The sequence below is a fragment of the Arthrobacter flavus genome (assembly GCF_039526005.1).
GTDB lineage: Bacteria > Actinomycetota > Actinomycetes > Actinomycetales > Micrococcaceae > Arthrobacter_D > Arthrobacter_D flavus.
In genome coordinates this window covers 1-26986 of sequence record NZ_BAAAIJ010000020.1, presented here as the reverse complement: position 1 = coordinate 26986, position 26986 = coordinate 1, and the positions used below count along the sequence as shown (strand labels likewise).

Below are 26986 nucleotides of genomic sequence, written 5' to 3'. Positions count from 1 at the left end.
ATGAACTCACTATCGAACTCGGGTGGAATCGTTGTTGGAGTGGACGGATCGGAATACTCGTCCAACGCTCTGGTAGTAGCTGCGCGAATGGCGAAATTGATGGATGCACCCATCGAGGTCATTTCCTGTATCAAGAAGTCCGACCAGCGCGCGGCCTCCCGCTTTGAAACTGAACCGAATCGGTTCACCTCACAATTGACTGAAAGTGTTGAATCGCTCGTCGAGGAAGCCTTGGACAGGGCCTTCGGTGCCTCCCGGCCGGACAGCATCTCGGTGTCTGTCAAATTCGAGGGGGCTGCTGAAGCTCTGATGGAGGCAAGCCAGACGGCGCAGCTGCTGGTGGTAGGGCGCAGGGGATCCGGGGGCTTCCTCAACCACCCGATGGGATCCGTCAGCAAGGCCTGCGCCGCGCACGCCCATTGCCCAGTCCTGGTGGTGCCTCAGGACGAACCTACCCGACCTAGCAAGGAGCACGACGATGGAAAGTGACGAGCGCCCAGGATCCACCCTCTCCGCGGAGGAGTCGTGGACCGTGCTGCAACGAAATCAACATGGTCGCCTGGCCGTCAGCGTGATGGGCGATCCTGACATCTATCCCATCAATTTTCTTGCCCACGACAAGAGACTTCTGTTCAGGACCAATCCCGGGACCAAGCTGGCCGAGCTGACCGTGAACAACCGGGTGGCTTTTGAGGTGGACGAGATTGACGCAGGCGAAGCGCGAAGCGTTGTCGTCAAAGGGGTGGCCCGCGTCATCGACGCCCAGTCGGAGGTCGACAAGGTCGATCAGCTACCGCTCAAACCCTGGATTCCGACCCGGAAGTACACCTACGTTGAGGTGGTTCCTACGAGTATCCACGGTCGCTACTTCGAATTTGGGGAGGAACCGGACCGCTACTAGCGACGATGAGGGCTGGCGGGCTGATGCGGCTGGCCCGCCGTCCGCCGAGCGCCCGGAGCGCGTTAAGGATGGTCGCGAGATCCACGACCTCCTGGAGCAGCGCGCCAGCCACCGCGGGGACCATTCCCAGGGAGGCTGCGATCATCAGGACGACACTGAGAATAATCCCGGTCCAGATACTGGCTTTCGCCACCCGAATGGTGTGCTGCCCAATATCGACGGCTGTAGCGACTCGTGACAGATCGTCGAGCATCAGCACGACGTCGGCCGATTCGCTGGCAGCAGTTGAACCTTTGGCACCCATCGCGATGCCGACGTCGGCCGCTGCCAGAACCGGAGCATCGTTGACCCCGTCCCCCACCATCATCACCGGTCTCAAGGACAGGGCGGCAACCTCATTCACCTTATCGACGGGGAGACAATCAGCGATGAAACGGGTGATTCCTGCTTCATCGGCAATGTGTTCGGCCGTGGAGGAAGCGTCACCCGTCAGAAGGACAGTCTCTGAAACGCCCAGCCGTCTCAGCGCGGCCAGGGTATCAACGGCGTTGGCTCGCAAGGGGTCGCTCATCACCAAAGCCCCAACGTACCTCCCGTCGACGCCGATGTAGATTCCCAGCTGACCGCTGACCAGATCGACGGTCTGAAATCCGGAGGTTCTGGCGCGGACGAAGGCGGGCTTCCCCACAATCACCGTGTACCTGCCACAATCGGCGCTCACGCCATCGGTCGCGTGTTCGCTCGCGTTCTCCGCCGGTAGAAGAGTCAGGCCACGCGCCGCTGCGGCTTCAATGACGGACCCAGCAAGGACGTGGGATGAATATTGTTCCGCCGAAGCGGCGAGCTGCAGCAGGCGATCCTCGGTCAGGGTGCCTTCGGCTCCCGTCGCGATCTCGACGTGCAAGAGGGTGGGGTGCCCGGAGGTGAGCGTCCCGGTCTTGTCGAACACCGCAGTCCGCACGCGACTGAGCTGCTCCAGCGTTCCCGCGTTCTTGATGATGATTCCTGCATGGGCGGCCCGGCTGGTGCCGGCAAGGAACGCGACCGGGGCTGCTATCAGCAACGGGCAGGGGGTTGCGACCACCAGCACCTGGGCAAAACGTGCTGGGTCCTGGCTGAGGAACCAGGCCACCCCAGCCAGAGCGAACGCGAAGAGGGTGAACGGGACGGCGTATCGATCGGCTAGCCGGACCATTGGTGCCCGGCTGGCTGCAGCCTCCTGGACCAGGGCAACGATCTGGCTGTACTGCGAATTGGAGGCGGTGGCGGTCGCCCTCATACGGATGGCATCGGCGCCATTGACGGTGCCACTGAGCAAGCGGTCGCCGAGTACCCGTTCCACGGGAAGACTTTCCCCTGTCAGGGCAGCCTCATCGAAGGTACCTGCTTCGGACGCCAGGGTGCCGTCGACCGGTACTGTCTCGGCGGGCCTGACCAGCAGGAAGTCCCCTGGCACAACGTCCGCCACTGGGATGTCTTCTGGGGGAAGCCCCGGTGTTTCGCGGTGCGCTGTGCGGGGGGAACGATCAAGAAGCGCACGTAGCTCTTTCGTTGCCCGTCCGTGCGCGAAGTCTTCCAGCGCCTCGCCCCCGGTCAGCATGAGGACAACGATCAGCGAGGCAATATACTCCCCGACCGCCACTGTTGAGCCGATCGCTGCAACAGCGAGCAAATCGATTCCCAAGCGCCCGTGGAACAGCCCGCGGACCATCGTCACAGCGCGGAACACTGCAACGGCGAGGGCATAGCCGCTCGCCGCCAGTTGCGCCGCAGCAGGCTGGCCGCTGAGGAGCAGCACTGCCACGCCGACTCCGACGAAGAGGGTCGCGGACACCAACGGAAACCTGGTCATCAAGTGGACCAGCCCGGTGGGTTCGCCGCTCAGGGTGCGCTCCCGGTGGTGTTGAGAACGAGGGCTGTCAATCGGTTTCTTCCTTCAACCGTTCAAGTTTGGCGCGCAGGTCATCGCTAAGCGGGCTCCACCACAACAGGGGCGGCGTCACGGCGAAACGGCGTCCTGACAGGGATGTCGGGACGATGCGGATGAAATGGTCCTTCTGGCCTGCCTGCCAGGGGAACAGCAGAAGCCCAACCGAGTCGAGGGTGTCTGGCGTGAGCTCGATGACTTCCGCATTCCCCTTCACCACCACACTCCAGGCGACATTCGCGTCCACCAGAACGCCGTCAGCCTCAAGAGCGACGGGTGTATCGCTGGCTGCGGCCCGGAGTTTCGTTCCCTCCCCTGTGCGGAACACCAGGCTGCTGTGATCCACTCTGTAATTGACGGGGAAAATGTCGGGGTGATCGTCCACCCAGACCGCGAGCCGTCCCACTGAGGTGCTCCGCAGAAGATCCCAACAAGCCTGCGGTCGCAGAGTCTCGACCGACGGCAGAAACTGTTGGTTAGTCATGACAGTGACGATAGGGGCGCGGCGGTGGGATCAACAGGGCACAAAGGCCCCACCCCGCGAAACGGTTGGCCCAGGACCACGCGAAGATCCAACTGGTCTTCGTGCCCGAATAGAGCTGCCGCGACCTGTGCAGATGGTCACCGACCATTCTTGGGACTTTCGACCCTATCGAGCGATATGGGTCCGCCAACACGCTTAGGCGAAAGCACAGGACGGCAGGACGCCATTCGGCAGGAGGGGAGTTTTCCATGAACAGAGCGGGCTCAATCGCAATGCTCATCATCGGGATCATCCTGTCGATCATCGGCGCGTCGATGACAGCCGGGGGAATCGCCGTCGCGTGGGTTGCCTCTGATCAGCGGGACGACGGCTACTTCACCTCGTCGACTGAACGCTACGCCGTCGCCTCCCATGCGCTTGTCTCGCCGCGGCTTGAGGCATTTGGCGAGGGCACCCCGGAACGCCTCCCGTTCGACGTCGGGACGTTGAGGCTGCGCGCCGCCGCCGAACCTGATGCTGAGATTTTCATTGGCTTGGCACCCCAGGATGAGGTCGACGAGTATCTCTCAGAGGTTAACCGCACAGAGCTGCGGGAGGTCGACTTCGATCCGTTCCGTCCGGTCTACCGCAACATTTCCGGGTCAACAGCACCAGCGGAGCCGGGCTCCCAGGAATTTTGGGCTGCCTCGGCATCAGGGCCGGGAGAGCAGGAACTCACCTGGGATATCGAGCCCGGCAACTGGACCGTCGTCGTCATGAATGCCGATGCTTCGCCCGGCTTCTCGGTCGACCTTCAGGCTGGCTTTCGATCCGAACTGATTCGTCCCGCCGGGGCGATTGTCCTTATTATTGGCCTCGTGACCCTGGCCATCGGTCTGCCTCTGCTCGTCATCGGCGCCATCGGGCTGGGACGCAACCAGCCCGAATCCGGCACCGAGCCCAGGCCGCGTCGGGCAGCCCCGGCGACCGCACCCACTGCCGGAGCTGTTGCCGGACCGCCGTCATATCCGGTGCACCTCGTCGGGCACCTTGACCCTGCTCTGTCCCGTTGGATGTGGCTGGTCAAATGGTTTCTGGCCATTCCACACTTCTTCGTGCTGTTCTTCCTCTGGTTTGCCTTCGCCGTGACCACCGTGGTGGCGTTCTTCGCGATCCTCTTCACCGGCCGCTACCCCCGCGCGCTCTTCAATTTCAACGTGGGCGTGCTGCGATGGAACTGGCGGGTGGCCTTCTACGCCTATGCAGCCGCGGGCACCGATAGGTATCCCCCATTCACTTTGGCACGTGCCGATTATCCAGCCGACATCGTGGTGGAGTATCCGGAGCGGCTCTCGCGAGGGCTTGTGCTCATCAAGTCCTGGCTGCTTCTAATCCCACACCTGCTCATCGTGGCGGCGATGACCGGTTCTGCTACCTGGGGGTGGCAGGTGCAAAGTGGCGAGTATGATGCCACCGGCGGCCTGTCCTTGCTCGGGCTGCTGGTGCTCGTCGGGGTGGTGGCCCTGCTCTTCACCGCCAGCTATCCGCGGCCTTTGTTCGCTTTCATCATTGGGTTGAATCGGTGGGCCTACCGGGTTTTGGCCTACGGCTCCCTGATGCGTGATGAGTACCCACCTTTCCGCCTGGATCAGGACATCGAAAACGTGACCGAGTCGACACGTGTCCCAGCGGCTGTCCCGCCGCCTCAGAGCGCACTATAAGGCATGGAGAAATTGAACAAGGTGACTGCTGGCGCCTGGCGGTGGTTGCGGGCTAACCGGGACTGGTTGCCAGCGGTAGTTGTGCTGGCCTGCGTGGTGGCTTTCTGGATTGTCGGACTGGTAGGAGGACTGGCGATGCTGCGCGAAGCGCAGTCACCAATGGCCACTCTGATTGGACTGTATTTCATGCTCGCCCTCATCGCCGTCTCCATTGCTGTTGCCGTCCTGGCCGCTTCCGATCTCACCCGCCGGATCGCTACCCGGAGGAAAAGCCAACACCGCTGAATCACCATACGACAGCGGCTGAGATTGGCATTGGCTTGACCTGATCAGCTGCGGGAACCGGTAGACTTAAGCGAAGGTGAGCCGGGAAGTCTGGTCGGCAGTATCTTTGTCGACCCCAATCCAGGAGCTTCACTTATGGCAGACCCCACCACCGAGCCCAAACCCAAATCCGGGTTGCTCGGCCGCGGCACGTACTCAGAATCACTCAGAGTCGGCGAGATCCTCCGGAAGGAAACCGTTGGCGGTATCCTCCTCGTGATCACTGCTACCGCAGCAATTATCTGGGCCAACTCCCCCGCCGCCGATAGCTACTTCGCGTTGCGGGACTTCACCTTCGGGTACGAGCCGTGGCATCTGGAACTGAGCCTCGGCGCCTGGGCAGCCGACGGGCTGCTGGCTGTGTTCTTCTTCCTCGTTGGCCTCGAACTGAAACGTGAATTTGTCGCCGGGGATCTGCGTAACCCACGCAAGGCGATAGTCCCGGTCGCTGCAGCAGTCGGCGGCGTCGTCGTTCCAGCGCTGGTCTATGTCGGCATCAACATCTTCAGCCCGGAGACCCTCCGCGGGTGGGCCATTCCCACCGCCACCGACATCGCTTTCGCCGTCGCAGTGCTGGCCATTGTGGGATCACATCTGCCCAGCGCGCTCAGGATCTTCCTGTTGACGCTCGCCGTGGTTGACGATCTCATCGCCATCTCCATTATTGCCATCTTCTACTCGGACGACATCCAGGTCACCCCGCTGCTTCTGGCCCTTATCCCGCTGGCGCTATACGCCCTGCTAGCGCAGAAGTATCGCGAGTTTTTCCACCTGAAACCGACCGCCGCCTGGTTCATCCTGCTACCTATTGGATTTGTCGTCTGGGCCCTCGTCCACGCCGGTGGTATCCACGCGACAGTTGCCGGAGTTCTGCTCGGGTTCACGGTCCCCGTGCTTCATCGAAAGGCCACCGCCGGACCCGATGCGGGGCCGGGCCTGGCGGAGCTGTTCGAGCACCGGATCCGACCACTTTCGGCAGGTTTCGCCGTTCCGGTCTTCGCTTTCTTCTCTGCAGGCGTCACCGTCGGCGGTTGGAGTGGGTTTGTTTCAGCGGTCACCGATCCGGTGGCGCTCGGGATCATTCTTGGTCTGGTGATCGGCAAGCCGATCGGCATCGTCGGGACCACCTGGCTGCTCACCAAACTCACCAAGGTTAACCTCGACCCGGCCCTGCGCTGGGTGGACCTGATCGGGGTGGCGCTCCTCGCGGGAATTGGCTTCACCGTTTCCCTCCTGATTGCCGATTTGAGTTTCGCCCCAGACGGCTCCACCAATGATCATGCCAAGGTCGGCATCCTCACGGCGTCTATTGTTGCGGCGCTCATTGCGTCAGTAATCCTGCGGGCACGTAACAAGCGCTACAAGGCGATTGAGGCTGAGGAAAGCGTCGACGACGACGGCGACGGAATCCCTGATGTGTATCAGGACAATCCCGCAAACGAAACAGTGACCGCTCCTGCAGCAGAAGATGCCGCGCCGGGCAACCAGAGCACGCACCCACGTCACAAGAATCGGGACGCATAACCCCGGCCGAACCGTGTGATCAGGCGATTTCCGTGGCACGGAAATCGCCTGATCACTTTAACCGCCGCGCCCTTTCCGGGAGGTTCATGGCCAGTGCTTGGGCTGGAAGTTCGGCGCGTAGGGTGGTGCGTCCAGTACCCGGACATCGTTGGAGTGCCGCGTCTTCGTCGGCTCGGTGAGGTCTGTTGGCTCGTCGGTGATGCCGGGCGGCGCAGAGTTAGGACTGTGATCCATGTTTCCCCCATGGTTAACGTCGGCGGAGGGTCCCCCCGCAGTACAGAAGAGTATGCCATTCGCCGCTGACCTTTCAGCGGATGGCCCGCGGATAAGCTCCCGGAATCGGCCCGCCGGACGCCACAAGTAACTTTTGGACTCGCTGCAGACTCATGGACCAATCAGTATTACTGTGTTCCTCATCGCCACTGATCCACCAAGAAAGAGGCACCATGGGCAAAGCACCATCGACACCGCCGGAAACTTCGCTCCTGAAAGTCCTCGGCAACTGGGACGCTCTAGCACTGGGCTTCGGCGCCATGATTGGGTTCGGGTGGGTGGTGCTGACCGGGGGGTGGATCGCCGACGCCGGAACCATGGGCGCCACCCTCGCCATGATCACCGGTGGAGTGATCATGGCCGTCGTCGGATTGACCTACGCCGAACTCACCGCGGCGATGCCTAAAGCAGGCGGTGAACACAACTTCCTTTTGCGAGGGATGGGTCCCCGCTGGTCCTTCATCGGTTCGTGGGCCATCACCGGCGGCTACGTCACCATCGTGGCGTTCGAAGCGGTGGCACTCCCCCGCACCGCTCTCTACCTCTTTCCGGACCTGAATCAGGTTCCGCTGTGGGAGATCGCCGGTAGCCAGGTGCATCTCACCTGGGCACTGGTCGGCGCCGTCGCCGCCGTCGTCATCACCGGCGTCAATATCCGGGGAGTGAAGCTGGCAGGTGTGGCCCAGACCTTCGTGGTGCTGCTGCTGCTGATCATCGGCTTAATGCTGATCTTTGGCTCCTTTACCGGTGGGTCAACCGAGAACATGGAACCCTTCTTCACCGGAGGGATGGGCGGATACTTCGCCGTGCTGGTAGTGGTGCCGTTCCTCTTTGTCGGCTTCGACGTCATCCCGCAGTCCGCTGAGGAAGTGAACATCCCACCGCGACAGATTGGCCGTCTGGTAGTGATCGCGGTGGTCCTCGCAACCATTTGGTACGTGATGACGGTCCTCACCACGTCCTCAGCAATGCCTGCCAACGAGATCGCTCAGGCGGATATCGCGACCGCAGATGCGATGGGTGCCCTATTTGGCACGGATGTAATGGCGAAGATCCTGATTGCCGGCGGTATCGCCGGGATCCTGACGTCCTGGAACTCGCTGCTGTTGGGCGCGTCCCGGCTGATGTATTCGATGGCCCGGTCCGGTATGCTCCCGAAATGGTTTGGCGTGCTGCACCCGAAGTACCGCACGCCGGTCAACGCTTTGCTCTTCATCGGCGGATTGTCGTTCCTTGCGCCGTTCTTCGGTGAGGCGATGCTGGTCTGGCTCGTGGACTCAGGCGCCCCCAGTATCGTGATCGCCTACCTCCTGGTGGCCATCGTGTTCATCATTCTGCGCCGCAAGGAACCAGCCATGGACCGGCCCCTGCGGGTCGGTGGTGCAGGAAATGGTGGAGTCATCATCGGCTTCGCTGCGGTGGTGCTCTGCGTAGGACTGCTGAGCCTGTACCTACCGGGGATGCCCGCAGCCCTCACTCCCCCACCGTGGATCCTGTTCGGGCTCTGGTGGGTGCTCGGCCTGTTCTTCCTGTTCCGGATCCCGACGGGTATCAAGCCCGGAGCCGATGCCGAAGAGGACCTCCTGGCAACGTTGGGCCGGAAGGGTCGATAGCCCCACGTCAAGGTTGCGCACAGTCGCCTTAGGGTCCGTCACCGAAAGGACGCCGGCCCAGCCAGGTCAGGGGAGCTTCATCACCGCCCCACAATCGGCTCACTCCCGCACGGATGCCCGACGACGAGTTACCACAACGACGTGATCCGCCTGCCGACAAACGGGGTAGGCGGATCACCTCGCATTGAGTCACCTCTGGCTACCTACCCCTGTAGGAACGAAATCAGGGCGTTGTTCCACTCGTCCGGATGGCTGACGTTACAGCCAACCGGTGCCCCTTTGAAGCGGGTCGTCCCATTCGGTTCCTTGGTCTGCGAGCAGAAATGGCAATGCCCGACGACGCCCGCAAGGGTCACACGCCCCGACGGGGCGGCTGGTGAGTGACATCACCACAGGAGGCGTCAGCGAGTTCGATAGCGAGCGTAGATAAGCCCTGACGAGAACGCACGCTCCTGAACCAACTCCAGGTCCAGTCGCACACCGGTCGGAAAAAACCGGTTGCCGCCGCCGACCACGCTGGTGGTGATGAACAGGTGATACTCGTCCACCAGGCCAGCAGCAATGGCCTGGGCCGCGAGATGTGGACCATCAACGCTGAGGTCGTGATCAGACTCGGCTTTGAGCTTGCGCACCATCTCCGGATCGAAGGTTCGCTGGATCCGCGTCTTTGTGCTGGACACCGACTCAAGTGTTGTGGAGTAGACAATCTTCTCGGCCGCCTGCCAATCGCGGGCGTACTGCGCTATATGCGGCGGCACATCCGGCTCAGCGTGTGCTGTTTCCCAGAAAACCATCGTCTCGTACATCCGCCGGCCGTAGAGGAAAGTGCGGACTGGGCGGAAGATATCCCCAATAAAACTGTGCACTTCCTGGTCTTCTGCTCCTCGGCCAATGTCGCCATTCGCTGCCTCTGCATAACCATCAAGTGAGGTGATCATTGAGTAGATGAGCTTTGCCATCAGTGTCCTTCGCATCCGAACGGGTCTGTGCCAAGCATAGGACTCCCTATGCCCGCAGAAGGGGAAACCAGTTGGGCCACTTATGGGTCACGTTTCTGGCTGAAGCCACCAATAATGGGCCGCCACCACTGTGCTGCCGGGTCGGAATCGATCAGGACTGTTCGGACCAGGAGGGTGAGCGGCACCGCCAGAATTGCCCCGATGGGGCCAATCACCACCGCCCAGAACAGAACGGAGACAAAGGTGACTGTCTGGCTGAGGGCGACCGCGTTCCCCACGATCCTGGGTTGGACTATCGACTGCACAACGAGGTTGATCACGCCGTAGATGACGACGACTGCGACGACGGTGCCCCACCCACCAACGAAAAAGCCGAACACCAGCGGCGGAACGATGGCGATGAAATAGCCGATGTTCGGGATGAAGCTGCAGAGGAACGCCAGCAGACCCCACAGAAAAGCACCCGGCACACTGAGCAGCAGCAGTGCCAGCCAGTTGAGAACCCCCTGGGCGATCCCCAGACCGGTGGTGGCGACCAGATACTTCCGCACCCCGATGGCAAAAGACTGCAGAGCCTCGACCATTGCAGAGTGATCCGGCGTCAATTTACTGAAAACCATTGGAATAGCTGTCGCGTCCATGGCCATCAGGATGAGCGTGGTGAGGATGATGACAAGCGCGAAGGTCATGCCCGTGACTGAACCGAGGACCCCACCGATAACGGCGACGATTCTTCCCGGATCCAGATTCGAAACGACCGCCTGGATCTGTTGTTGATCGAGCCCGATGGCAGCCAGCATGGTGGCTATCGATTGGCCGATCTCCTCGATCTGCGAAGCGTACTGTGGCAACAGGGCTGCGAACTGCGCGAACGCCATCACGAGCGCCACAACAAATGCGGCAAGCAGGGTGAAGACCGCTGCAATTACTGTGCCGGTGGCGACCCCCTGGGGTATTCCATGACGTTCAAGCTTCAGGCGCAACGGGTGCACACAAATCGTGAGGACCAGCGCCAAAAATACCGGGGCAAAGAACCCCTGAATGGCGGAGATGCCGAACACTGTGACCGTGGCCCCACCTAGCCCGGCGAGGATGGCCGCAGACCGGTAGGACGGGGCTGATACCTCACCGCCCCGTGGCGTGGAAAGAATCTCATGCGGTGCCGCGACTGCGGGAGCGGAATCGGACCGAATTCTTTTACGCCGCCACACCATTCCGCCCTCCGAATCCGTTGGTTTGCCCAGTATTGGTCGGACCAACCGCAGTGGCATCACCCGATGCGGGCGATCCAGGTGGTGTCGTCAACTTCCACGGATACCCGGAGACGGCACGCTCAACCTTTGGCTGCTTCAACGGGAGCGAGCCTGCTCGCCATAAAGTGTGCATGTGTGTGCACGTGATGCTATATCTTGACGGACGGGTTTTCACTAGAGGTTAATGGACGGGATTCGCATGCTTGAGGTTCTCCGGGTTGTTGCCTATCGAAGGCTGTTCACAGCGCAGATCCTCGCCCTGCTCGGCACGGGTTTGCTGACCGTGGCACTGGGCCTGTTGGCTTTTGATCTCGCCGGAGGGAAAGCCGGTGCGGTGTTGGGTACCGCGTTGACAATCAAAATGCTGGCCTACGTTTTCGTGGCTCCGATCATGGCTGCCCTGGTTCAACGGCTACCCCGCAAATCGGTTCTGGTGGCAGCGGATCTCATGCGCGCCGCTATCGCACTCACTTTGCCCTTCATTGACCAGGTCTGGCAGATCTATGTGCTGGTATTTCTCCTGCAATCCGCATCAGCCACCTTCACTCCTGCATTTCAGGCCCTCATACCGGTGATTCTGCCGCAGGAGAAGGATTACACCCGAGCCCTTTCGCTCTCTCGACTGGCCTACGATCTGGAGTCGCTGCTGAGCCCCCTGATCGCTGCACTGTTGTTGACGATCATGAGCTACCACAACCTGTTCGTCGGCACGATGGCCGGGTTCCTGCTGTCCGCGGTCATTGTGCTGACCACCACGCTGCCGCTGCTACCGGCAGCGGATCGGACCGGAACTCTGCTGCACCGGACCACTTTGGGTACCCGGATATTTCTCGGCGTCCCGTCCCTGCGTGGTTTGATGGCTTTGAACCTGGTGGTGGCCTGCGGGACGGCTTTGGTGCTGGTGAATACCGTCGTCTACGCCCTGGACGTATTCGGTGGGTCCACTACTGATCTGGCTGTGGCCCTCGCCTGTTACGGCGCTGGCTCCATGGTCGTTGCGCTAGCCGCTCCGTGGATCCTTGAACGGGTAACGGACCGCACCATGATGGCGAGTGGCGGCGTCGTCCTGGCGCTCGCGATCGCCGCCGCCGCGGTGGTCGCCTGGACGGAACAATCCTGGCTGCTACTTCTCACTCTGTGGACGGTGCTCGGCGCCGGCACCTCAATGATCAATACGCCGTCGGCGCGGCTGCTCCGCCGTGCCGCTACTGACCGCACCCGTAATTACCTCTTCACCGCCCAGTTCTCACTGTCCCACGCTTGCTTCATCGCCACCTACCCCATCGCCGGTTGGGTGGGCGCGGTTTGGGGGCAACCCGCCGCTGCGGGAGTCCTCGCTGCTCTCGCTACACTGGGGACCGTGGCCGCGTTGCGGTTGTGGCCCGACGACCCGCACCCGGGTCCCCCAAAGATTTCGGCTAGACAGAAAGCCCGGTAAGGTGATCGATCGTGAGAGCGGCCCGAAGCCGAGCCTGCACCATCCGGGCGTCCCCGACAAGGTTCGCCTTGAAGCGGGCGCAGCGGTGTTCAGGATGCTTGCCGATCCGACCCGGCTGCACCTCCTGTGGATCCTCGCCCAGGCCCCAAACGACGTCAGTTCACTCGTCGACCAGACTGGCGCATCACGGACCTCCGTGAGCCAGCATCTGGCGAAGCTACGGTTTTCCGGCCTGGTGACCACCCGCAAGGAGAGCCGCAGTGTGGTGTACAGCATCGTCGATGGACACCTGGCCCGGCTCGTGCAGGAGGGCCTCAATCATGCCGACCACCGAGTCACTGGCGAGCCCACCCACGACTGAGACCCTCTCCCCCGGATCAATCAACGCAGCCGACGAGGTTAGAGTTCGGCGAGGAGCTGTTCCATTTCCTTGATTTCGGCTTGCTGGGTTTCCGCGATGGTCTCGGCGAGGGCGATTGCCGCAGGGTTCTCCCCGTTGTCGATTTCCTCCTGGGCCATGTCCACCGCCCCGTCGTGGTGCTCAATCATGGATTCCAGGAACAACCCGACCGCCTCGTCGCCCTCGGCCGCTTCCAGGTCAGCCATCTGATCTTCATCCAGCATGCCGTCCATCCCACCCATCCCGCCCATCTCGTGACCGGCCATGCCGCCCTCGGGCATGACCGGTCGATCCCATGCTTCGAGCCAGCTGGTCATGACGTCGATCTCAGGGCCCTGCGCCGCCTTGATCCTGCTGGCGAGATCGCTGATATCCGCACTGATGTTGTCCTTGGCGAGCATTAGGTCGCTCATTTCCACCGCCTGCTGGTGGTGGGGAATCATCATCTGGGCGAACATGGCATCCGCGTGATTGTGCTCGGCGGACACCGCAGCACCGGACTCGGCAGCAATGCCCTGTTCGGCAGAAGCCGAAGAGCCCGCGGCCGGGGTGTTGGTGTCGCTGCTGCACCCAGCCACACCAATAACGGCGGCCATACTCAGAGCGGGAAGAAATAGGTAACGCTTCATGGTGATCCGATCCTTAGAAATATCTGCTGAAATAGTCTGTAACAGTGCCCTTGAGGGGCACCTTGTTGCTCGGGGCCGGAGCCCTAAGTGGTGAAGCGTTCGGGGCTGAGGTCGATTCTGCGCAGTAGTTGCGCGTTCAACGCGACGACGATGGTGGAAATACTCATCAGTACCGCACCAGCCGCGGGCGAGAGTACGAAACCGGCGAAGGCCAACACCCCAGCAGCCAGGGGCACAGCGATCAGGTTGTATCCCGTCGCCCACACCAGGTTCTGGATCATTTTCCGGTAACTGGCCCGGGACAAATCGATCATCGCCAGGACGGACCGCGGATCGTTGCCCGCCAACACCACGCCAGCGGATTCCATCGCGACGTCGGTCCCGGCCCCAATGGCAATCCCGACCTCTGCCCGGGCCAACGCGGGGGCGTCATTCACACCATCGCCGACCATCGCGACTTTCAGGCCACGGGACTGCAACTCGGCGACCTTGGAGTCCTTGTCATGCGGGAGAACGTCGGCGAAGACTTCATCAATACCAAGTTCAGCCCCGACCGCGTCCGCCACCTGACGTGCGTCGCCAGTAATCATCGCGACCTTCACGCCCCGGTCCTGCAACGCTGTCACGGCGGCCCGGGATTCATCCCTCACCCGGTCCTCGAGCCGCAGGGCACCAATCACGGCGCCGTCGCGGACCACGTGCAGCACAGAAGCGCCGCGGCCAACCCATTCCTGGACGGCATCTCTCATGTCCGAAGGTGTCCCCAACTGCAGTTCCTTGAGCAGATTCGGACCACCCACGGTGACCTCGGAACCGTTCACCATCGCCCGGACACCGCGCCCAGTCATTGACGAAAAGTCACTCCCCCGATAACCGAACCCTGCCGCTTCAGGCGTGTCGAGGGCTGCGTTGACGATGGCGCGGGCCACCGGGTGCTCGCTGTCGGACTCGGCCGCCGCGGCCAGCGCCACCATTTCCGCATTAGACATCGTCCCGGACGTAATGGTGGCGGTGACGGCGTGCCGGCCCTCGGTCAGAGTGCCGGTCTTATCAAACAACACCATGTCGACAGAGCGCATGCGCTCCAACGCCATCCTGTTTTTGATCAGCACACCCGCCTTCGCCGCGCGCTCCGTCGAAATGGCGATCACCAGCGGGATCGCCAGACCCAGGGCGTGCGGGCAGGCGATCACCAGGACCGTGACTGTGCGGATGACCGCATCATCGGGGCTCCCGAGCAAGATCCACGCGATGAACGTGAGAATGCCGGCGACCAGTGCGAAATAGAACAGCAGAGCCGCGGCCCGGTCGGCGAGGGCCTGCGCCTTCGACGACGAGGCCTGCGCCTCTGCGACCAGGCGCTGGATCCCTGCCAGGGTGGTATCGGACCCGACGGCGGTCACCCGCACCCGGACCGCGTTATCGGTTGCCACCGTTCCCGCGACCACCACCTCACCGACCGTACGGTGGACCGTGCGGGATTCCCCGGTGATCATCGCCTCATCAAACTCGGCCACACCGTCGATGATCTCGCCATCTGCAGGCACCCGGGCACCCGAACGGACCAAAACCACGTCGCCGGTGGCCAGTGAGCTCACGGAGACAGTTTCGATCCCCGCATCGGTGACCCGATCTGCCTCATCGGGCAGCAGCGCGGCCAGTGCGTCCAATGCCCCCGCCGCGGATCCGAGGGCACGCATTTCCATCCAGTGCCCCAACAACATGATGACCACCAGCAGAGCCAGTTCCCACCAGAAGTCCAGATTGAAATCTCCAATCCCGAGGGTCGTGACCCAGGAGGCAATAAACGCGACGCTGATGGCCATCGCAATCAGCAACATCATGCCCGGTTGCCGGGTCTTAAGTTCAGAAACCCCACCCTTGAGGAACGGGGCACCGCCGTAGCAGAAAATGATGGTTCCCAGAATCGGTGAGATCCACATGGCACCCGGGAAATCCGGTGGCGTGTAGCCGACGATCGTGGCAAACATATGGCTGAACAACACCACCGGAACACTCAAGACCAAACTCAACCAGAACTTGTTCTTGAACATTGCAGTGGAATGCCCCGCATGCTCACCCTGGGCATGCACCTCGTGGTCCTCGCCCTTTTTCACCGTCGGGGCTGGATCGGCAGTTGGAGTACTGGACATGATGGTCCCCTAACAAACGCGATGGTGTCATTTAAGTGTCAACGGGTGGAGCGCCCGGCAGTCATCCCGCGGGCGACAGCCGCATCAAGGGACCTTCAGGGAGTAAGCGGCCCGCTTGGGCTCGGACTTCCCGCTCGGTACCCATCACACTATACCCCCTAGGGGTATAGGTCAAGGGTGGGTGTGGCATGGTGATCGCTGTTTCACATCCGCAGCGCGACGACAAGCCCCGAGAGCGCGGTGACGAGCGCGACGACCGCAACAGCAGCGGGAATACCGTAGGACTCGGGGTGCGCGACATCGCCTATCGCTGCCAGCAGGGTTGGATAGACCATTGCAGTGCCTGCGCCAAGCAGAGTGACGGCGGCAAGCCAGGTTCCGAAGCCAGTTCCAGCGGCGACCATGACCACGGCGGCTATCAGTTGCCCGGCCCCCCACACAGCTGGATAGACGGCAGCAAAAATACCGATCCGTTCAAGACTCAGACCCGCTGTGGCGACAGGATGGGGAGTAAACCCCAGGCGAGACCATCGTTCAGGTTGTTCACCCTGCCCGCCTGCCTCACTGAGGACAGCGATTTGTCCCGTTGGTTCCAGCCTTGGCGAGACCGAACGCAAGAATGTAGGTCAGCGCGGAGGTGTACAGGTCGAGGTGGAGGACTCTCTCGGCCAGCAGTGGCAGCACTGTCCGCTCCTGGCCAAGAGTGCAGCGCCTTGTTTAGGTGGCGACGAGTTTCTGCCGGGTTACACGAATATTCTCCTGTCACGGGGCGATGCCCGAGGTTAAATGCGGTGGCGGCGGCCGGATTGACCGTGCCGCCGCCACCGCTCACGGACTGAGCTAGCTCTGTCTACTTGGAGGAAACAGTTTCCTGCTGCTTCCAGCTGGTCCATCCCGCGTAGCTACCGTCGAGTTCGACGACGTCGTAGCCTGCGCGACGAAGGCCGCTAGCCGCCACGGAGTTCCGCACGCCGGACTGGCAGTACGTGACAATGGTTCCCCCACGTGGCAGTTCATCCAGGTGCCACATGAGACGGCCGCCGCTGAGCTGGTGCGAGCCGGGGATGTGCCCGGCTGTGTGTTCGGTGCGGTTGCGGACATCCAGCACCATGGCGGCGTCGACATCGTCCAATTCCCCCGGCTGGATCAGCTTCGGCGTGCTTGTGGGTAGCCCGTCAATGCTGGTGACGTAACCATCAACCGTGTCGATGCCTACCCGGACCAGGTGATCCCACAGGTCCTGCGCCATTTCCTGGTCAGCGGCGAGAAGCACCAGCGGATTCTTGTCCGTTTCCGGGTTGACCACCCATGCTCCGTAGCTTGCCACTGACTTGCCAGCCGGAACGTTCAGGGAGCGGTCAACCGTGCCCTCATGAACCTCGGTATGTGACCGGGTGTCGATGAAGGTGACCTGATCGTCGGCCAGCCTTGCGGCGACGTCGGCGCTGCTCAGCTCCGTCAAGGGTGCACGCTGGCCCATAACTGCTGGACCTTCACGGTTCTCCCTCTTCATTCGACCGAAGTAGGCGTGCGCATCGGGCTGCCCATCAAGAAGTTCGTCGATGAAGCCCTGTTCGTCGTTGGCTGCGAGATACGGTCCCCACCAGGCGTACAGGCGCTCGTACCCCACGGTGGAGGACGGAATTGCCCCGAGCGCCTTGCCGCACGCGCTGCCGGCACCGTGGGCAGGGTGGACCTGGACATAGTCGGGCAGAGTCAGGAACTTATCCCGCAGGCTGGTGAACAACTGCTTGGCGCCCTCGAATCGGGTATCAACACCTCCCGCTGCCTCATCCAGCAGATCGGGGCGTCCCAGATCCCCCGAGAAGACGAAGTCTCCCGAGAGCAGGAAGCCGGGTTCGGAGCTGAAAGCTCCATCCGTCACCAGGAAGGACAGGTGCTCCGGGGTGTGCCCGGGAGTATGAACGGCCTCGATGGTGATGTTGCCGATGACAATTTTGTCACCGTCGTAAAGCCGTTCGCCGTCAAATTCGTACTGCCAGTCGGGGCCTCCTTCACCGGAGACATAAATCTTCGCACCGGTGGCGGCCGCGAGTTCGCGGGTGCCTGAGAGGTAGTCGGCATGGATGTGCGTTTCAGTGACGGCAATGATCTCCATGCCGTTCTTTGTGGCCAGATCCTGGTAGACGGCAATGTCGCGGCGGCCGTCGACAACTACCGCGGTGCCGTTGGCCTGGCAGCCAATCAGGTAGCTGGCCTGGGCAAGGTCTTCATCGTAAATACGCTCGATAAGCATCTGCTGATCTCCTTCGTTCGTGGTCGTGATCTACTACAACTGTAATACCCCTAGGGGTATATGGCAAGGCAAAATTCTTCTCTGCTCTACGCCGTGCAGCACGCCCCCATGGCGGCCGCCGGCGGGATGGGTCAGGTAGTTGGAAGGCCGGCCGTGGTCCAGGCGGACATTCCACCGGCCATCGTGTCGGCAGTAAATCCCGCGCCGTTCAGCGCGTCGGCAACCCGTGCGGAGCGGTTGCCGCTCCGGCACACCGCGATCACAGGAACCGAGGGATTCAGTTCGGACAGTCGCGCCTGCAACTCGCCCATCGGGATATGCAACGCCCCGGGGATCATGCCCTCGGCTACCTCAAAATCCTCCCGAACATCGAGAATGATCGACTCCGAACGGCGCTGGTCGGCCTCGTGGATGGTGATTTCAGCCATGATATTCTCCTTCAATAGTTCAATTGGGGTGTGGCAGCTGTCAGGTCTTCCCCGCCGAACGATTGGATTGCGGGTGGGCCCACAGGTCTCGCCTGGCGTGGGCTGTGATTCAGGCGGGCGATGAGGCGTTCTCGCGTCGTGGACCGTCAGGCTTGCGAAGGGGGCACGATTTGAGGAAGAACCAGCAGGCCACGACGCCGACTGCCGCGAGTGCGGCAACCCCGGCAACCAAGAACCACTGCAGGTCAGCGGGCGCCTGCTGAATGAGTACAAAAGTGCCCATTGCCAGAACGAACCACCCAAAGGCCTTCCGTAGCGCCACCTCGGGAATTCGCCCGGCCAGCCTGGAGCCAATGAGGGTACCCACGACGGCCGCTGCGGTCACGGCCAGGGTGATACCCCAGTCGATCTGCACCGTCGTCAGATACCCAGCGAGTCCGGCGAAGGACTTCATGGCAATGACGACGAGCGAGGTACCGACGGCAATCGACATCGGCAAGCCACCAAGCAAGGCCAACGCTGGAACGACGAGGAATCCGCCGCCTGCGCCGACTAGTCCAGTCACCAGCCCCACCACTCCCCCATCCAGCAGCACTCTGCCGAGAGGAAGTTCGTGCTTGACCGGCTCACCGCTGTCAGTCGACTTTTTCTTACGTCCACGAAGCATCGCGACGGAGGTGGCGACCATCATGAGCGCAAAAGCAATGAGCAGGATCTGTCCCGGGATTTGGCCACCCAGCAGCCCGCCGGCAAACGCGCCGACCATTCCGGCCGCGCCAAAGATCAAGCCGGTGCGCCACATCACCCTGCCCCCACGGGCGTGACTGATGACGCTGACCGCTGAGGTGACGCCGACAACGAACAGGGACGCGGCTATAGCCTCCTTGGCCTCAAAGCCGGCGACGTAGACCAGGATGGGGACGGTGAGGATCGACCCACCGCCCCCCAGCACGCCGAGGGAGAGCCCGATCACCACAGAGAGGGCTAGAACCAGGACCAGGGTGGTGGTCATGAGGCTGTGGTCTCATCTCCGGCGTTAGTAACGGGGAGTGTCAGGATGGCACTTTCGCGCGTGGGATCGACAGCAGCCCTGTTCCACGGCATCGTCGAGATGGCTTTCCCCATCGCGCAGGTGTTGGTTGCGGCCGAGAAGGTGAGACCAGTGCCAATGACACCGGCCAGCAAACGGATTTTCGGTGATACGAATCTGCCTCCAGTGAGGCCCACCAGCACCAGAGATCCTGCTGCGAGACGGACCTGGCGCTCCAGGTCCCAGCGGTCCTTACCCTTGACCACATCTCCACCGACGGCGGCAAATGCTGGAACGCCACCGGTCAGTACATAGGCGGTGTCAATACCTGAGGTTGCCAGCCGCTGGCGGGCCTGTTCGGCGCGGGTGCCGGAATGACAGACCAGTACAACACGAGAGGCAAGCCGGGCGGCAAGCTCATCGGTGTGCTCTGACAGCAATGGCAGCGGCACATTGTAGGAGCCGCGGATATGCATGGATTCAAACTCGGCGGCGGAGCGGACGTCGATCACCACGAGGTCCTGATGCTCGGTGGCCCATTCACGCAGAGTTCCCGGCTCGAGCGCGGTGATGGAAGTAGACGTGGAAACAGGAGTCATGTGTGCCTCTCAAAGGATGTCGTGGATACCCCACCGAGTATTACAGATACCCCATGGGTATGCAAAACACCCCAGGGGGTATACGATAGGTCGTACCCAATCTAAGCCTTTGGAGATCTCATGCAACTTGATTCGACTGAATTAGTACCGGTCGTCAACCGACTCAAACGTGCGCAGGGTCAGCTCGCCGCTGTGACGCGCATGCTTGAGGAGAGCAAGGACTGCAAGGATATCGTGACGCAATTGGCCGCCGTCTCCAAGGCTCTTGATAGGGCTGGCTTCGCCATTATTGCCAGTGGTCTTGAGCAATGCATCGTTCGCGAGGATGCCACGATGGACAGGAAAGAACTCGAGAAGCTTTTCCTCTCCCTCGCCTAGCCCGCCAGCTTAGGTTTTCTGCCATGGCCTGTGAAGGCGCAGTCACTCACGCCTCAGGAGCGAAGAGGGCATCCTCAGCGGCACGGGTCAAGGAACGAATTAGCTGGACCTGGTCGGCTGCACTGCCGTCACCGGTGTTCCTGGTATAAATCACCAGGGCAACGGTGGAATCGCCATGGGTCAGGAGCGCAGCGTCGTGGAGGTCTGAACCCAATAGTCCATACTTGTGGTGGACCGTGACCTCCAGACTGGATCCTGCAGGGATGAGCTCCTCATTGTTCGTTTCCTGCATGTAGCCCAGTAGCTGGGCTGTGTTCTGCTGGTTCAGCAGTTCCCCCTCATGGAGCATCGTCAGCACCCGTGCCATATCCGCGGCGGTCAGCAGGTTTTCTTCGGGATCATAGGCAACACCTATGGACTCGGCGTAGTCAGTCAGTTCCGGGTAACCAACCGACTGCATCAGGAGCAACCAGGCATCGTTGTCACTGTTATTGGGGTGGCTTGTGAAAAAGTAAAATATCCGACGCTAAGGTTTAGACGAGCGCCGTAGCGGCCTGTATTTACCGGCCTTGATCCGGTTGTTGCGTGGCCAGGTGTAGTCACCGGTGAGGTTGATGTGTTCCCATCCCAGGGGTGAGAGGAACCGCAACAGGTCAGGGTCTGTGGCGTTGCCCTCCTGTTTCAAGGTGGTGATGGTGCGGTCGAGGTAGACGGTGTTCCAGAGAACGATGGCTGCGGTGAGAAGATTCAGCCCCGAAGCCCGGTAGCGCTGCTGCTCGAAGGACCGGTCACGGATCTCCCCGAGCCGGTTGAAGAACACCGCCCGGGCCAGGGTGTTCCTGGCCTCGCCCTTGTTCAGCCCGGCCGTCACCTTGCGGCGCAAGCCGGGATCCTGGAGCCAATCCAGCAGGAAGAGGGTCCGTTCCAGTCTTCCCAGTTCCCGCAGTGCAGTGGCGAGCCCGTTTTGGCGCGGATAGGCGCCGAGCTTGCGCATCATCAAGGATGCGGTCACGGTGCCGGTCTTGACCGATGCGGCCAGCCGGAGGATCTCGTCCCAGTGTGCGGTGATGGTTGTCGTGTTGATGGTGCTGCCGATCAGCGGAGTCAACGTCGACAGGTCGGCGCCGTTGCTGGGCGTGTAGAGGCGGGTGTCGCCGATGTTGCGGATTCGGGGCGCAAACCGGTAGCCGAGCAGCTGCATGAGGGCAAAGAGATGGTCGGTGAATCCTGCGGTGTCGGTGTAGTGCTCCTGGATCGCCAAGTCAGACTCGTGATACAGCAGCCCATCCAGGACGTAGGTCGCGTCTCGGTCACCGACGTTGATGAGTTTGCTGTGGAAGGGCGAGTACTGGTCCGAGACATGCGTGTAGATGAGCCGTCCGGGCTCGGCCCCGTATTTGGGGTTCACATGCCCGGTGGATTCGGCGTGGCTTCCGGCGCGGAAGCGCTGCCCGTCCGAGGAGGAGGTGGTGCCATCGCCCCAGTGGGCTGCGAAGGGGTGTGCGCGCTGGGCATTGACCAGTTCCGCCAATGCGGCGCTGTAGGTTTCATCCCGGATATGGGATGCCTGCTGGCGGTCCAATTGGGCGTAGGTGACACCGGTGCATGACTCGGACATCTTCGTCAGTCCAAGGTTGATTCCATCGGCCAGGATCGCAGTGAGCAGGAGTTGTTTGTCCTTGGAGGGTTGGCCGGACTTGAGGTTGGTGAAGTGGCGGGTGAACCCTGTCCACCCATCAACTTCCATCAACAGGTCGGTGATCCGGATCCGCGGGAACATGGCACTGGCCTGGTCGATCAAGGGCTGGGCGTGTTCTGGCACGATCGTCTCGAGCGGGGTGATTTTCACGCCGTTGGCGGTGATCAACACCCCGGGCAGTTCGTCGCGGGATGCCAGGCCGTTGACCTGGTGCAGCCGTTCACTGAGCAGGGTCAGGCGGCCCGGGAGATAGCGTTCGCCGCCGTCTGTCGTGACCAGGGGAAGGTTCCCAGCGTCCTTCATGGCCGTGTAATCGGGGCCGGCCAAAAGGTAGTCATCGAAATCGCGGAACTGGCGGGATCCGGTGACCCACATGTCCCCGGACCGAAGCGCATTCTTGAGTTCCGTGAGGGCGCAGAACTCGTAGAATCCCCGATCGGTGCCGGTCACGGTGAAAACAAGCGGCTTCCACCGGGACCGGATGAACGAAGTGGGTGCATCGTCCGGGATCTTTCGGGCGCCGGTGGCGTTCAGGGTTCGGATGACCTTGATGGCGGCCAGCAGGTCTTGTGCGGCGGGGGCTGCCTGGAGGTCAAGGACGGCAAGGAACGCCGGGGTGTAGCGGCGCAGCGTGGTGAAGTGGGCGCTGACGAGGGCGAGGTGGTCCTCATTGGCCGGCCGGGTGAGCTCCTTGGCTTGGGCGGTGCTTTCGGCTAAGGATTCCCAGCCGATGGCTGTGTCGATCGCGGCGAAGGGATCCTCGCCGTTTTCCCTGGCCTCAATCAGGGCATCACCGAGCTTGGAGTGCAGGCGCATCATGGCTGCGACGGTGGCGCGGGAGGCCAGGGTGTACTGGTTTTGCTTGTTCTGGGCGGTACGGATGATCCGGCCAATGATTCGGTCGTGCAGCTCGATGATTTCGTCGGTGACGGTAGCCATGCTTTCCACGGACAGGGCAAAGAGGGTTGCGTACCGGCGTCCGGGCTCGAACTTGGCAAGGTCTGCCGCGGTCATGGATGCGCCCTCGCGGGCCAGCTTCAGGAGCCTGTTACGGTGTACCAGTTTGCCGGCGGCCCAAGGAAGATCGAGGGCGCGCCAGGTCGCGAGCCGTGTGATGTGCTCATTCATGGCCTTGGCGTTGGGGCGTATCGGGGCCTGCCGCAGCCAGCCGATTTCAGTCAAGGAACTATCGGGGCGGCGAAGCAGCAAGCCGTCCAGACGCCGCCGGTGTTCCAGTGAGAGGTGGCCGCATAGGGTGGCGTGGATTCGCCGGTTCGCCCGGGTCAGGGCCTGCGCGCAGGCCCTTTCAATGATCCCCACCCCGGGCGAGGCAACCCTCCTTGAGTGCAGGAAGTCCCGCGCTGCTTCGACCAGGAGTAGGCCCCTGTCCGTTTGCGCGGCCACATCACCCACGTGCTCCACGAGCTGGCGGAAATCCGTGATTCCGAACGTCGACATGCCCAGGTACCTACGGATCTCCCTTCCGTGTTCCTGCCGCGTTTCCTCACGTGTCCCGTACTCGTCCCAGGCCTCGGGCGGGATATCTAGCAGGGAGGCCAGCCAAGTAACCAGTTCCGGAGGTATCTCGGTGTCGTCGACCAGCGTGATTCCCGGATGCCTCAGCAGGCACAGTTGGATGGCAAAACCGAGCCGGTTGGCATCTCCGCGGCGTTGCCGAACCAATGACATGTCCGCCTCGCTCAGTGTGTAGCGGGCTACCAGGTCCTCCTCATTGGTGGGCACTGCCAGGATCTGACCGCGTTCGGCAGCGGTGAGCAAAGAACGCACGGCCATTTATGAAGTCCTTTTCAGTTGGATGACTGTGACCTGCGGATGCCGTAGCGCTGTGATGCGCAAGGTCTGCCGTCTACGGTTTGGCCAGGTGCCGGTAAATGGTAGGCCTGGTGACTCCGAATTCCTGGGCGATGTGCTCGACTGTGTGGGCACGTTTGCCGTCGGCGTCCTTTTCTTCATACATTTCGCGGGCCAGCTTGACCTGGCGCGGACCGAGTTTTGGTTTCTGCCCGCCGGTCCTGCCCCGTGCCCGGGCGGCGGCGAGCCCGTCACGGGTCCGTTCGGACATCAGTGCGTGTTCGAACTCGGCGATCGAGCCGATGATCTGGAAGAACATCCGCCCGGCGGGTGTGGAGGTGTCGATGCCCTGGTCCAGGACCACCAGGTCCACGCCGCGCTCCTGCAGCGTATTGGAGAGCTCGATGAGATTTTCCAGCGACCGCCCGAGCCGGTCGAGTTTGGTAACAACAAGCTGATCTCCGGACCGGTTGGCCGAGAGCAGCGCCTTGTCGAGTTCGGGCCTGCGGGCGAGTTTCCCCGAGGCCGTGTCGAGGAATATCTGCTCGCAGCCGGCCGCGCGCAGGGCGTCGTGTTGTGCTTCGGGGTGCTGATCGCGTGTTGAGACACGTCCGTATCCGATTCGCATCATCAAAATGTATCACTAACCGGGTTGGGCGTTACATTGTCGAGTACACGGAAAGCGTTACAAAATAAGGCTCTTGATTCCGCGGTTTCCAACACCGGGTTGGAAGTGTCTCGCTAACGATCGTATGTGATTACCTTGAGCGAGGGCTGCTGTGGGTTGCGGCGCCGCTTTTTGGAATAGTTCAAGATGCAGAGAGCCGCGGCGAAGGTCATGAAGGCTGCGCCGGCGAGAGGGGTTCCGTGGCTGGTTGAACCGGTGCCGGTGCCGGTGTCGAGTGAGACGAGGGCTGCCAGCCCGATGGTGTTCCCGGTTTGTTGGGCTGTTGTCAGCACTCCGGAAGCTATGCCGGTCATTTCTGAAGGAAATGACGCGGTGACGAGGTCGGCAATGGTGCTGATGGCGACCCCCATACCGGCCCCGAACAGCACGCTGACCATAATGATGATGACCGTGCTTCCGGCATGCGCGGCCCCTGACATGGTTCCGAGAGCCGCGGTCATGAGTATCACGGCCAGGGTGGCTGCGCGCAGAACACCGAGTTTCTTGCTGAGGGGGTGCGTGGCCGCGGCGGCGATGAACGCTGCTGCTGACAGCGGCAGGAAAGCAAGCCCTGTTTCCAGCGGTGCCAGACCCTGGTGTAGCTGGAAGTACAGGGTCAGGAAGTAGAACGTACCGGTCATCGCGCCACCAATGAGGAACATCGCTCCGGGCAGCACCCACAGGCTCTTCCCGGAGAGTCTTCTGAGGGGAAGCAGCGGATAGGAAACCCACTTCAGCTCGATCAGAATAAATAGGCCCGCTGCGATCACGGCTAGAGCGATCCAGACCGCCGGACCTACGTCCAGCAGTGGTGACTCCAGGGAGGCGAAAGCCAGGGCCAGGGCAGTTACCGCGGTGGTCCCGGCTATCGCGCCCGCGAAATCCAGCCTGCCTCGGGAGCGGGACGGTTGGATCCCTGCAACGAAGAAGAGCAGCAGGACTACCAGCCCGGCGCCGAGGGGCACGTTTACCAACAAAGTCCATCGCCAGCTGGTTCCTTCGACCAGTATCCCTCCAGCCAGCACGCCGATGGCCCCGCCGCTGCCGGAAGCGGCCCCCCACAGCCCGAATGCCCGTGCCCGCGCAGATCCTGTCGAAAAACTGGTTGAAAGAAGCATGAGTGTGGCCGGCGATATCAGGGCAGCGCCAACCCCTTGCCCGATCCTTGCACTGATCAGCGCGCCCGCATCGGGAGCCAGTCCCCCGAGGAGACTGGCAACGGTGAAGATCAGGGTGCCGGCCAGCAGGACCGGTTTTGCCCCGTACCGGTCGGAGAGCTTCCCGGACAGCAGCAATAGCCCGGCGATGGGGATAGCGAACGCGTTGACGATCCATGGCAGATCCACTGTTGTCATGGCCAGGTCAGTAGAGATTTGCGGCAGGGCGACCGTCAGGATCGAGCTGTCAAGGACCACGATCAGCTGGGCAAGGCAACAGGCGAAGAGCAGGACCTTCCGTGACCTCATTGGGCGCCCATGCGGACGAGGACGTTGCCGCGGTACCGGCCTTTGAGTAGTGCGTCCAGTGCTGCTGGCGCGGCTTCCAATCCACCGTCGATGATCGTGTGGGGGAAGACCATTTTTCCTTCAGCCAGCCATTGGCCGTAGTGCGTTCCCCAAGCCTGGAGCTGTTCAGGAGTATGGAAGGTGGAGAAGGGGCGTATGGTCAGCTGCTTGACGATAGCGGTCATGATGTCCAGCCGCGGTGAGCCGGCATTCCCGCCGTCGATTTGCCCTGCCAGGGTCCCGCATAAAGCGAATCGGGCGTCCGGCGCGGCCGCCTGCACTGCCGCCTCGAACTGGCTGCCGCCGACCGTGTCGAAAAAGACGTTGATGCCCTCCGGGGCGAACTCGGCCAGCTGTTCCTGGACCAGGCCGTCCCTGTAGTTAATGCCCGCGTCGAAACCGAGTTCTTCAACCAGGTATTTGACCTTTTCTGCGCTGCCAGCGCTACCGATAACAGTTTTAGCGCCACGGGCCTTGGCGATCTGTCCGGCCAGAGACCCCACCCCGCCGGCGGCGCCAGTCACGAACACGACGTCTCCTTCCCCGACCTCAGCTATGTCCACCATGCCGTGATACGCCGTCACTCCCTGATTCAGGACGTACTCCGCACCTGGCAACACCTCAACGGGAACGGGATAGAAAGTGTTCGCCGGGCCTGTGAGCTCTTCCCGCCATCCGTTCATGTGCTGAACCACCGTTCCTACCGGCAGATCGGAAGCCGATTCGATGACTGTTCCGACGGCTCCGCCCCACAAGGGATCGGCGAATTTAAGCGGTCGTTGCAACGATGGGTTTGCCTGGTTCGAATAGTAGTCGTTCCATGGCTTGTGCGGGGGTGATCCCGCCGAGTGTTTTGCGGGGCCGGTCGTTGAGTTCGGTAGCGACTTCGAGCAGCCGCTGGGGTGAGTGCACGGACAGGTCTGTGCCTTTGGGGAAATACTGGCGTAGCAATGGAGTGGTCCCCAGAAGTTGGACACCGAATTTAGGATCCTTCTTCAGGGAGTAATCAGATGTATTCAGGAAGCACGTTGAG

The 26986-nt window shown here is 61.8% G+C and carries 26 protein-coding genes and 2 pseudogenes; 9 read left to right on the top strand and 19 right to left on the bottom strand.

The window, feature by feature from the left end:
• Positions 1-489: a universal stress protein gene (locus ABD059_RS06320; protein WP_343878515.1), complete on the top strand. Its 489-nt coding sequence runs from the start codon at positions 1-3 to the stop codon at positions 487-489.
• On the top strand, positions 479-901 hold the full coding sequence (locus tag ABD059_RS06315; RefSeq protein WP_343878514.1) for a pyridoxamine 5'-phosphate oxidase family protein: 423 nt from the start codon (positions 479-481) through the stop codon (positions 899-901). The genes ABD059_RS06320 and ABD059_RS06315 overlap by 11 nt, the downstream gene beginning before the upstream one ends.
• Here ABD059_RS06315 and ABD059_RS06310 read toward each other — a convergent pair.
• Positions 846-2753 carry a heavy metal translocating P-type ATPase gene (locus tag ABD059_RS06310; protein WP_343878513.1) on the bottom strand — a complete coding sequence of 636 codons (1908 nt, stop codon included), beginning with the start codon at positions 2751-2753 and terminating at the stop codon, positions 846-848. The two genes, ABD059_RS06315 and ABD059_RS06310, sit on opposite strands and share 56 nt — an antisense overlap.
• A gap of 67 nt (positions 2754-2820) precedes the next feature.
• Complete coding sequence (locus ABD059_RS06305) at positions 2821-3312, bottom strand: pyridoxamine 5'-phosphate oxidase family protein (RefSeq protein ID WP_343878512.1); 492 nt, start codon at positions 3310-3312, stop codon at positions 2821-2823.
• 248 nt (positions 3313-3560) lie between these two features.
• On the opposite strand from ABD059_RS06305, the gene ABD059_RS06300 reads away from it, so the two are divergent.
• The 3 genes from ABD059_RS06300 (at position 3561) to nhaA (ending at position 6860) form a co-directional block, all read left to right on the top strand.
• Entirely contained in the window at positions 3561-5012 is a 1452-nt protein-coding gene (locus tag ABD059_RS06300) for a DUF4389 domain-containing protein (RefSeq protein WP_343878511.1), read from the top strand.
• 3 nt (positions 5013-5015) lie between these two features.
• Positions 5016-5297, top strand: a complete 282-nt coding sequence (locus ABD059_RS06295; protein WP_343878510.1) for a hypothetical protein — start codon at positions 5016-5018, stop codon at positions 5295-5297.
• A gap of 135 nt (positions 5298-5432) precedes the next feature.
• Complete coding sequence (nhaA, locus tag ABD059_RS06290; protein WP_343878509.1) at positions 5433-6860, top strand: Na+/H+ antiporter NhaA; 1428 nt, start codon at positions 5433-5435, stop codon at positions 6858-6860.
• 84 nt (positions 6861-6944) lie between these two features.
• Here nhaA and ABD059_RS06285 read toward each other — a convergent pair whose 3' ends face one another.
• Positions 6945-7094 carry a hypothetical protein gene (locus tag ABD059_RS06285; protein ID WP_343878508.1) on the bottom strand — a complete coding sequence of 50 codons (150 nt, stop codon included), beginning with the start codon at positions 7092-7094 and terminating at the stop codon, positions 6945-6947.
• Between the two features lie 212 nt (positions 7095-7306).
• On the opposite strand from ABD059_RS06285, the gene ABD059_RS06280 reads away from it, so the two are divergent.
• Positions 7307-8746: an APC family permease gene (locus ABD059_RS06280; protein WP_343878507.1), complete on the top strand. Its 1440-nt coding sequence runs from the start codon at positions 7307-7309 to the stop codon at positions 8744-8746.
• Positions 8747-9147: 401 nt separating this feature from the next.
• Here ABD059_RS06280 and ABD059_RS06275 read toward each other — a convergent pair whose 3' ends face one another.
• The gene (locus ABD059_RS06275) at positions 9148-9705 is read right to left on the bottom strand and encodes a dihydrofolate reductase family protein (RefSeq protein ID WP_343878506.1); all 558 of its coding nucleotides are present in this window, start codon (positions 9703-9705) and stop codon (positions 9148-9150) included.
• A gap of 80 nt (positions 9706-9785) precedes the next feature.
• Positions 9786-10919: an AI-2E family transporter gene (locus ABD059_RS06270; RefSeq protein WP_343878505.1), complete on the bottom strand. Its 1134-nt coding sequence runs from the start codon at positions 10917-10919 to the stop codon at positions 9786-9788.
• Between the two features lie 238 nt (positions 10920-11157).
• Between ABD059_RS06270 and ABD059_RS06265 the strand changes: the two genes are divergently transcribed.
• Together ABD059_RS06265 and ABD059_RS06260 are read left to right on the top strand one after the other, a co-directional pair.
• Positions 11158-12396: an MFS transporter gene (locus ABD059_RS06265; protein ID WP_343878504.1), complete on the top strand. Its 1239-nt coding sequence runs from the start codon at positions 11158-11160 to the stop codon at positions 12394-12396.
• A 1-nt stretch (position 12397) separates the two neighbouring features.
• The gene (locus ABD059_RS06260) at positions 12398-12757 is read left to right on the top strand and encodes an ArsR/SmtB family transcription factor (RefSeq protein ID WP_343878503.1); all 360 of its coding nucleotides are present in this window, start codon (positions 12398-12400) and stop codon (positions 12755-12757) included.
• A 38-nt stretch (positions 12758-12795) separates the two neighbouring features.
• On the opposite strand, the gene ABD059_RS06255 is transcribed toward ABD059_RS06260, so the two are convergent.
• From ABD059_RS06255 to ABD059_RS06220, 8 genes and pseudogenes are all read right to left on the bottom strand, one after another.
• On the bottom strand, positions 12796-13425 hold the full coding sequence (locus ABD059_RS06255) for a DUF305 domain-containing protein (RefSeq protein ID WP_343878502.1): 630 nt from the start codon (positions 13423-13425) through the stop codon (positions 12796-12798).
• Between the two features lie 83 nt (positions 13426-13508).
• Positions 13509-15578, bottom strand: coding sequence for a heavy metal translocating P-type ATPase (locus ABD059_RS06250; RefSeq protein WP_343878501.1), 2070 nt, complete (start codon positions 15576-15578; stop codon positions 13509-13511).
• A 203-nt stretch (positions 15579-15781) separates the two neighbouring features.
• Positions 15782-16164 (bottom strand): annotated as a pseudogene (locus tag ABD059_RS06245) (MFS transporter); the annotation flags it as partial.
• A complete protein-coding gene (locus tag ABD059_RS06240) occupies positions 16140-16262 on the bottom strand; it encodes a hypothetical protein (RefSeq protein ID WP_343878598.1) in 123 nt (40 codons plus the stop codon). The pseudogene ABD059_RS06245 and the gene ABD059_RS06240, both read right to left, overlap by 25 nt.
• A gap of 166 nt (positions 16263-16428) precedes the next feature.
• Complete coding sequence (locus tag ABD059_RS06235; RefSeq protein ID WP_343878500.1) at positions 16429-17835, bottom strand: MBL fold metallo-hydrolase; 1407 nt, start codon at positions 17833-17835, stop codon at positions 16429-16431.
• Positions 17836-17966: 131 nt separating this feature from the next.
• A complete protein-coding gene (locus tag ABD059_RS06230) occupies positions 17967-18263 on the bottom strand; it encodes a rhodanese-like domain-containing protein (protein WP_343878499.1) in 297 nt (98 codons plus the stop codon).
• Positions 18264-18372: 109 nt separating this feature from the next.
• Positions 18373-19275, bottom strand: coding sequence for a sulfite exporter TauE/SafE family protein (locus tag ABD059_RS06225; RefSeq protein ID WP_343878498.1), 903 nt, complete (start codon positions 19273-19275; stop codon positions 18373-18375).
• On the bottom strand, positions 19272-19892 hold the full coding sequence (locus tag ABD059_RS06220) for a rhodanese-like domain-containing protein (RefSeq protein ID WP_343878497.1): 621 nt from the start codon (positions 19890-19892) through the stop codon (positions 19272-19274). The genes ABD059_RS06225 and ABD059_RS06220 overlap by 4 nt, the downstream gene beginning before the upstream one ends.
• A gap of 120 nt (positions 19893-20012) precedes the next feature.
• Between ABD059_RS06220 and ABD059_RS06215 the strand changes: the two genes are divergently transcribed.
• A complete protein-coding gene (locus ABD059_RS06215) occupies positions 20013-20270 on the top strand; it encodes a metal-sensitive transcriptional regulator (protein ID WP_343878496.1) in 258 nt (85 codons plus the stop codon).
• Positions 20271-20316: 46 nt separating this feature from the next.
• Here the strand turns inward: ABD059_RS06215 and ABD059_RS06210 are convergent, their stop codons facing one another.
• The 6 genes and pseudogenes from ABD059_RS06210 to ABD059_RS06185 all read right to left on the bottom strand — a co-directional run.
• Positions 20317-20790 (bottom strand): serine hydrolase, encoded by a 474-nt coding sequence (locus ABD059_RS06210; protein ID WP_343878594.1) that lies wholly within the window; start codon positions 20788-20790, stop codon positions 20317-20319.
• Between the two features lie 6 nt (positions 20791-20796).
• Positions 20797-23763, bottom strand: coding sequence for a Tn3 family transposase (locus tag ABD059_RS06205; protein WP_343878495.1), 2967 nt, complete (start codon positions 23761-23763; stop codon positions 20797-20799).
• A gap of 73 nt (positions 23764-23836) precedes the next feature.
• Positions 23837-24409 (bottom strand): recombinase family protein, encoded by a 573-nt coding sequence (locus ABD059_RS06200; RefSeq protein ID WP_343878494.1) that lies wholly within the window; start codon positions 24407-24409, stop codon positions 23837-23839.
• Positions 24410-24522: 113 nt separating this feature from the next.
• Positions 24523-25914: an MFS transporter gene (locus ABD059_RS06195; RefSeq protein WP_343878493.1), complete on the bottom strand. Its 1392-nt coding sequence runs from the start codon at positions 25912-25914 to the stop codon at positions 24523-24525.
• Complete coding sequence (locus tag ABD059_RS06190; protein ID WP_343878492.1) at positions 25911-26636, bottom strand: zinc-binding dehydrogenase; 726 nt, start codon at positions 26634-26636, stop codon at positions 25911-25913. The genes ABD059_RS06195 and ABD059_RS06190 overlap by 4 nt, the downstream gene beginning before the upstream one ends.
• Positions 26637-26721: 85 nt before the next feature.
• Positions 26722-26986, bottom strand: a pseudogene (locus ABD059_RS06185) (hypothetical protein); the annotation flags it as partial.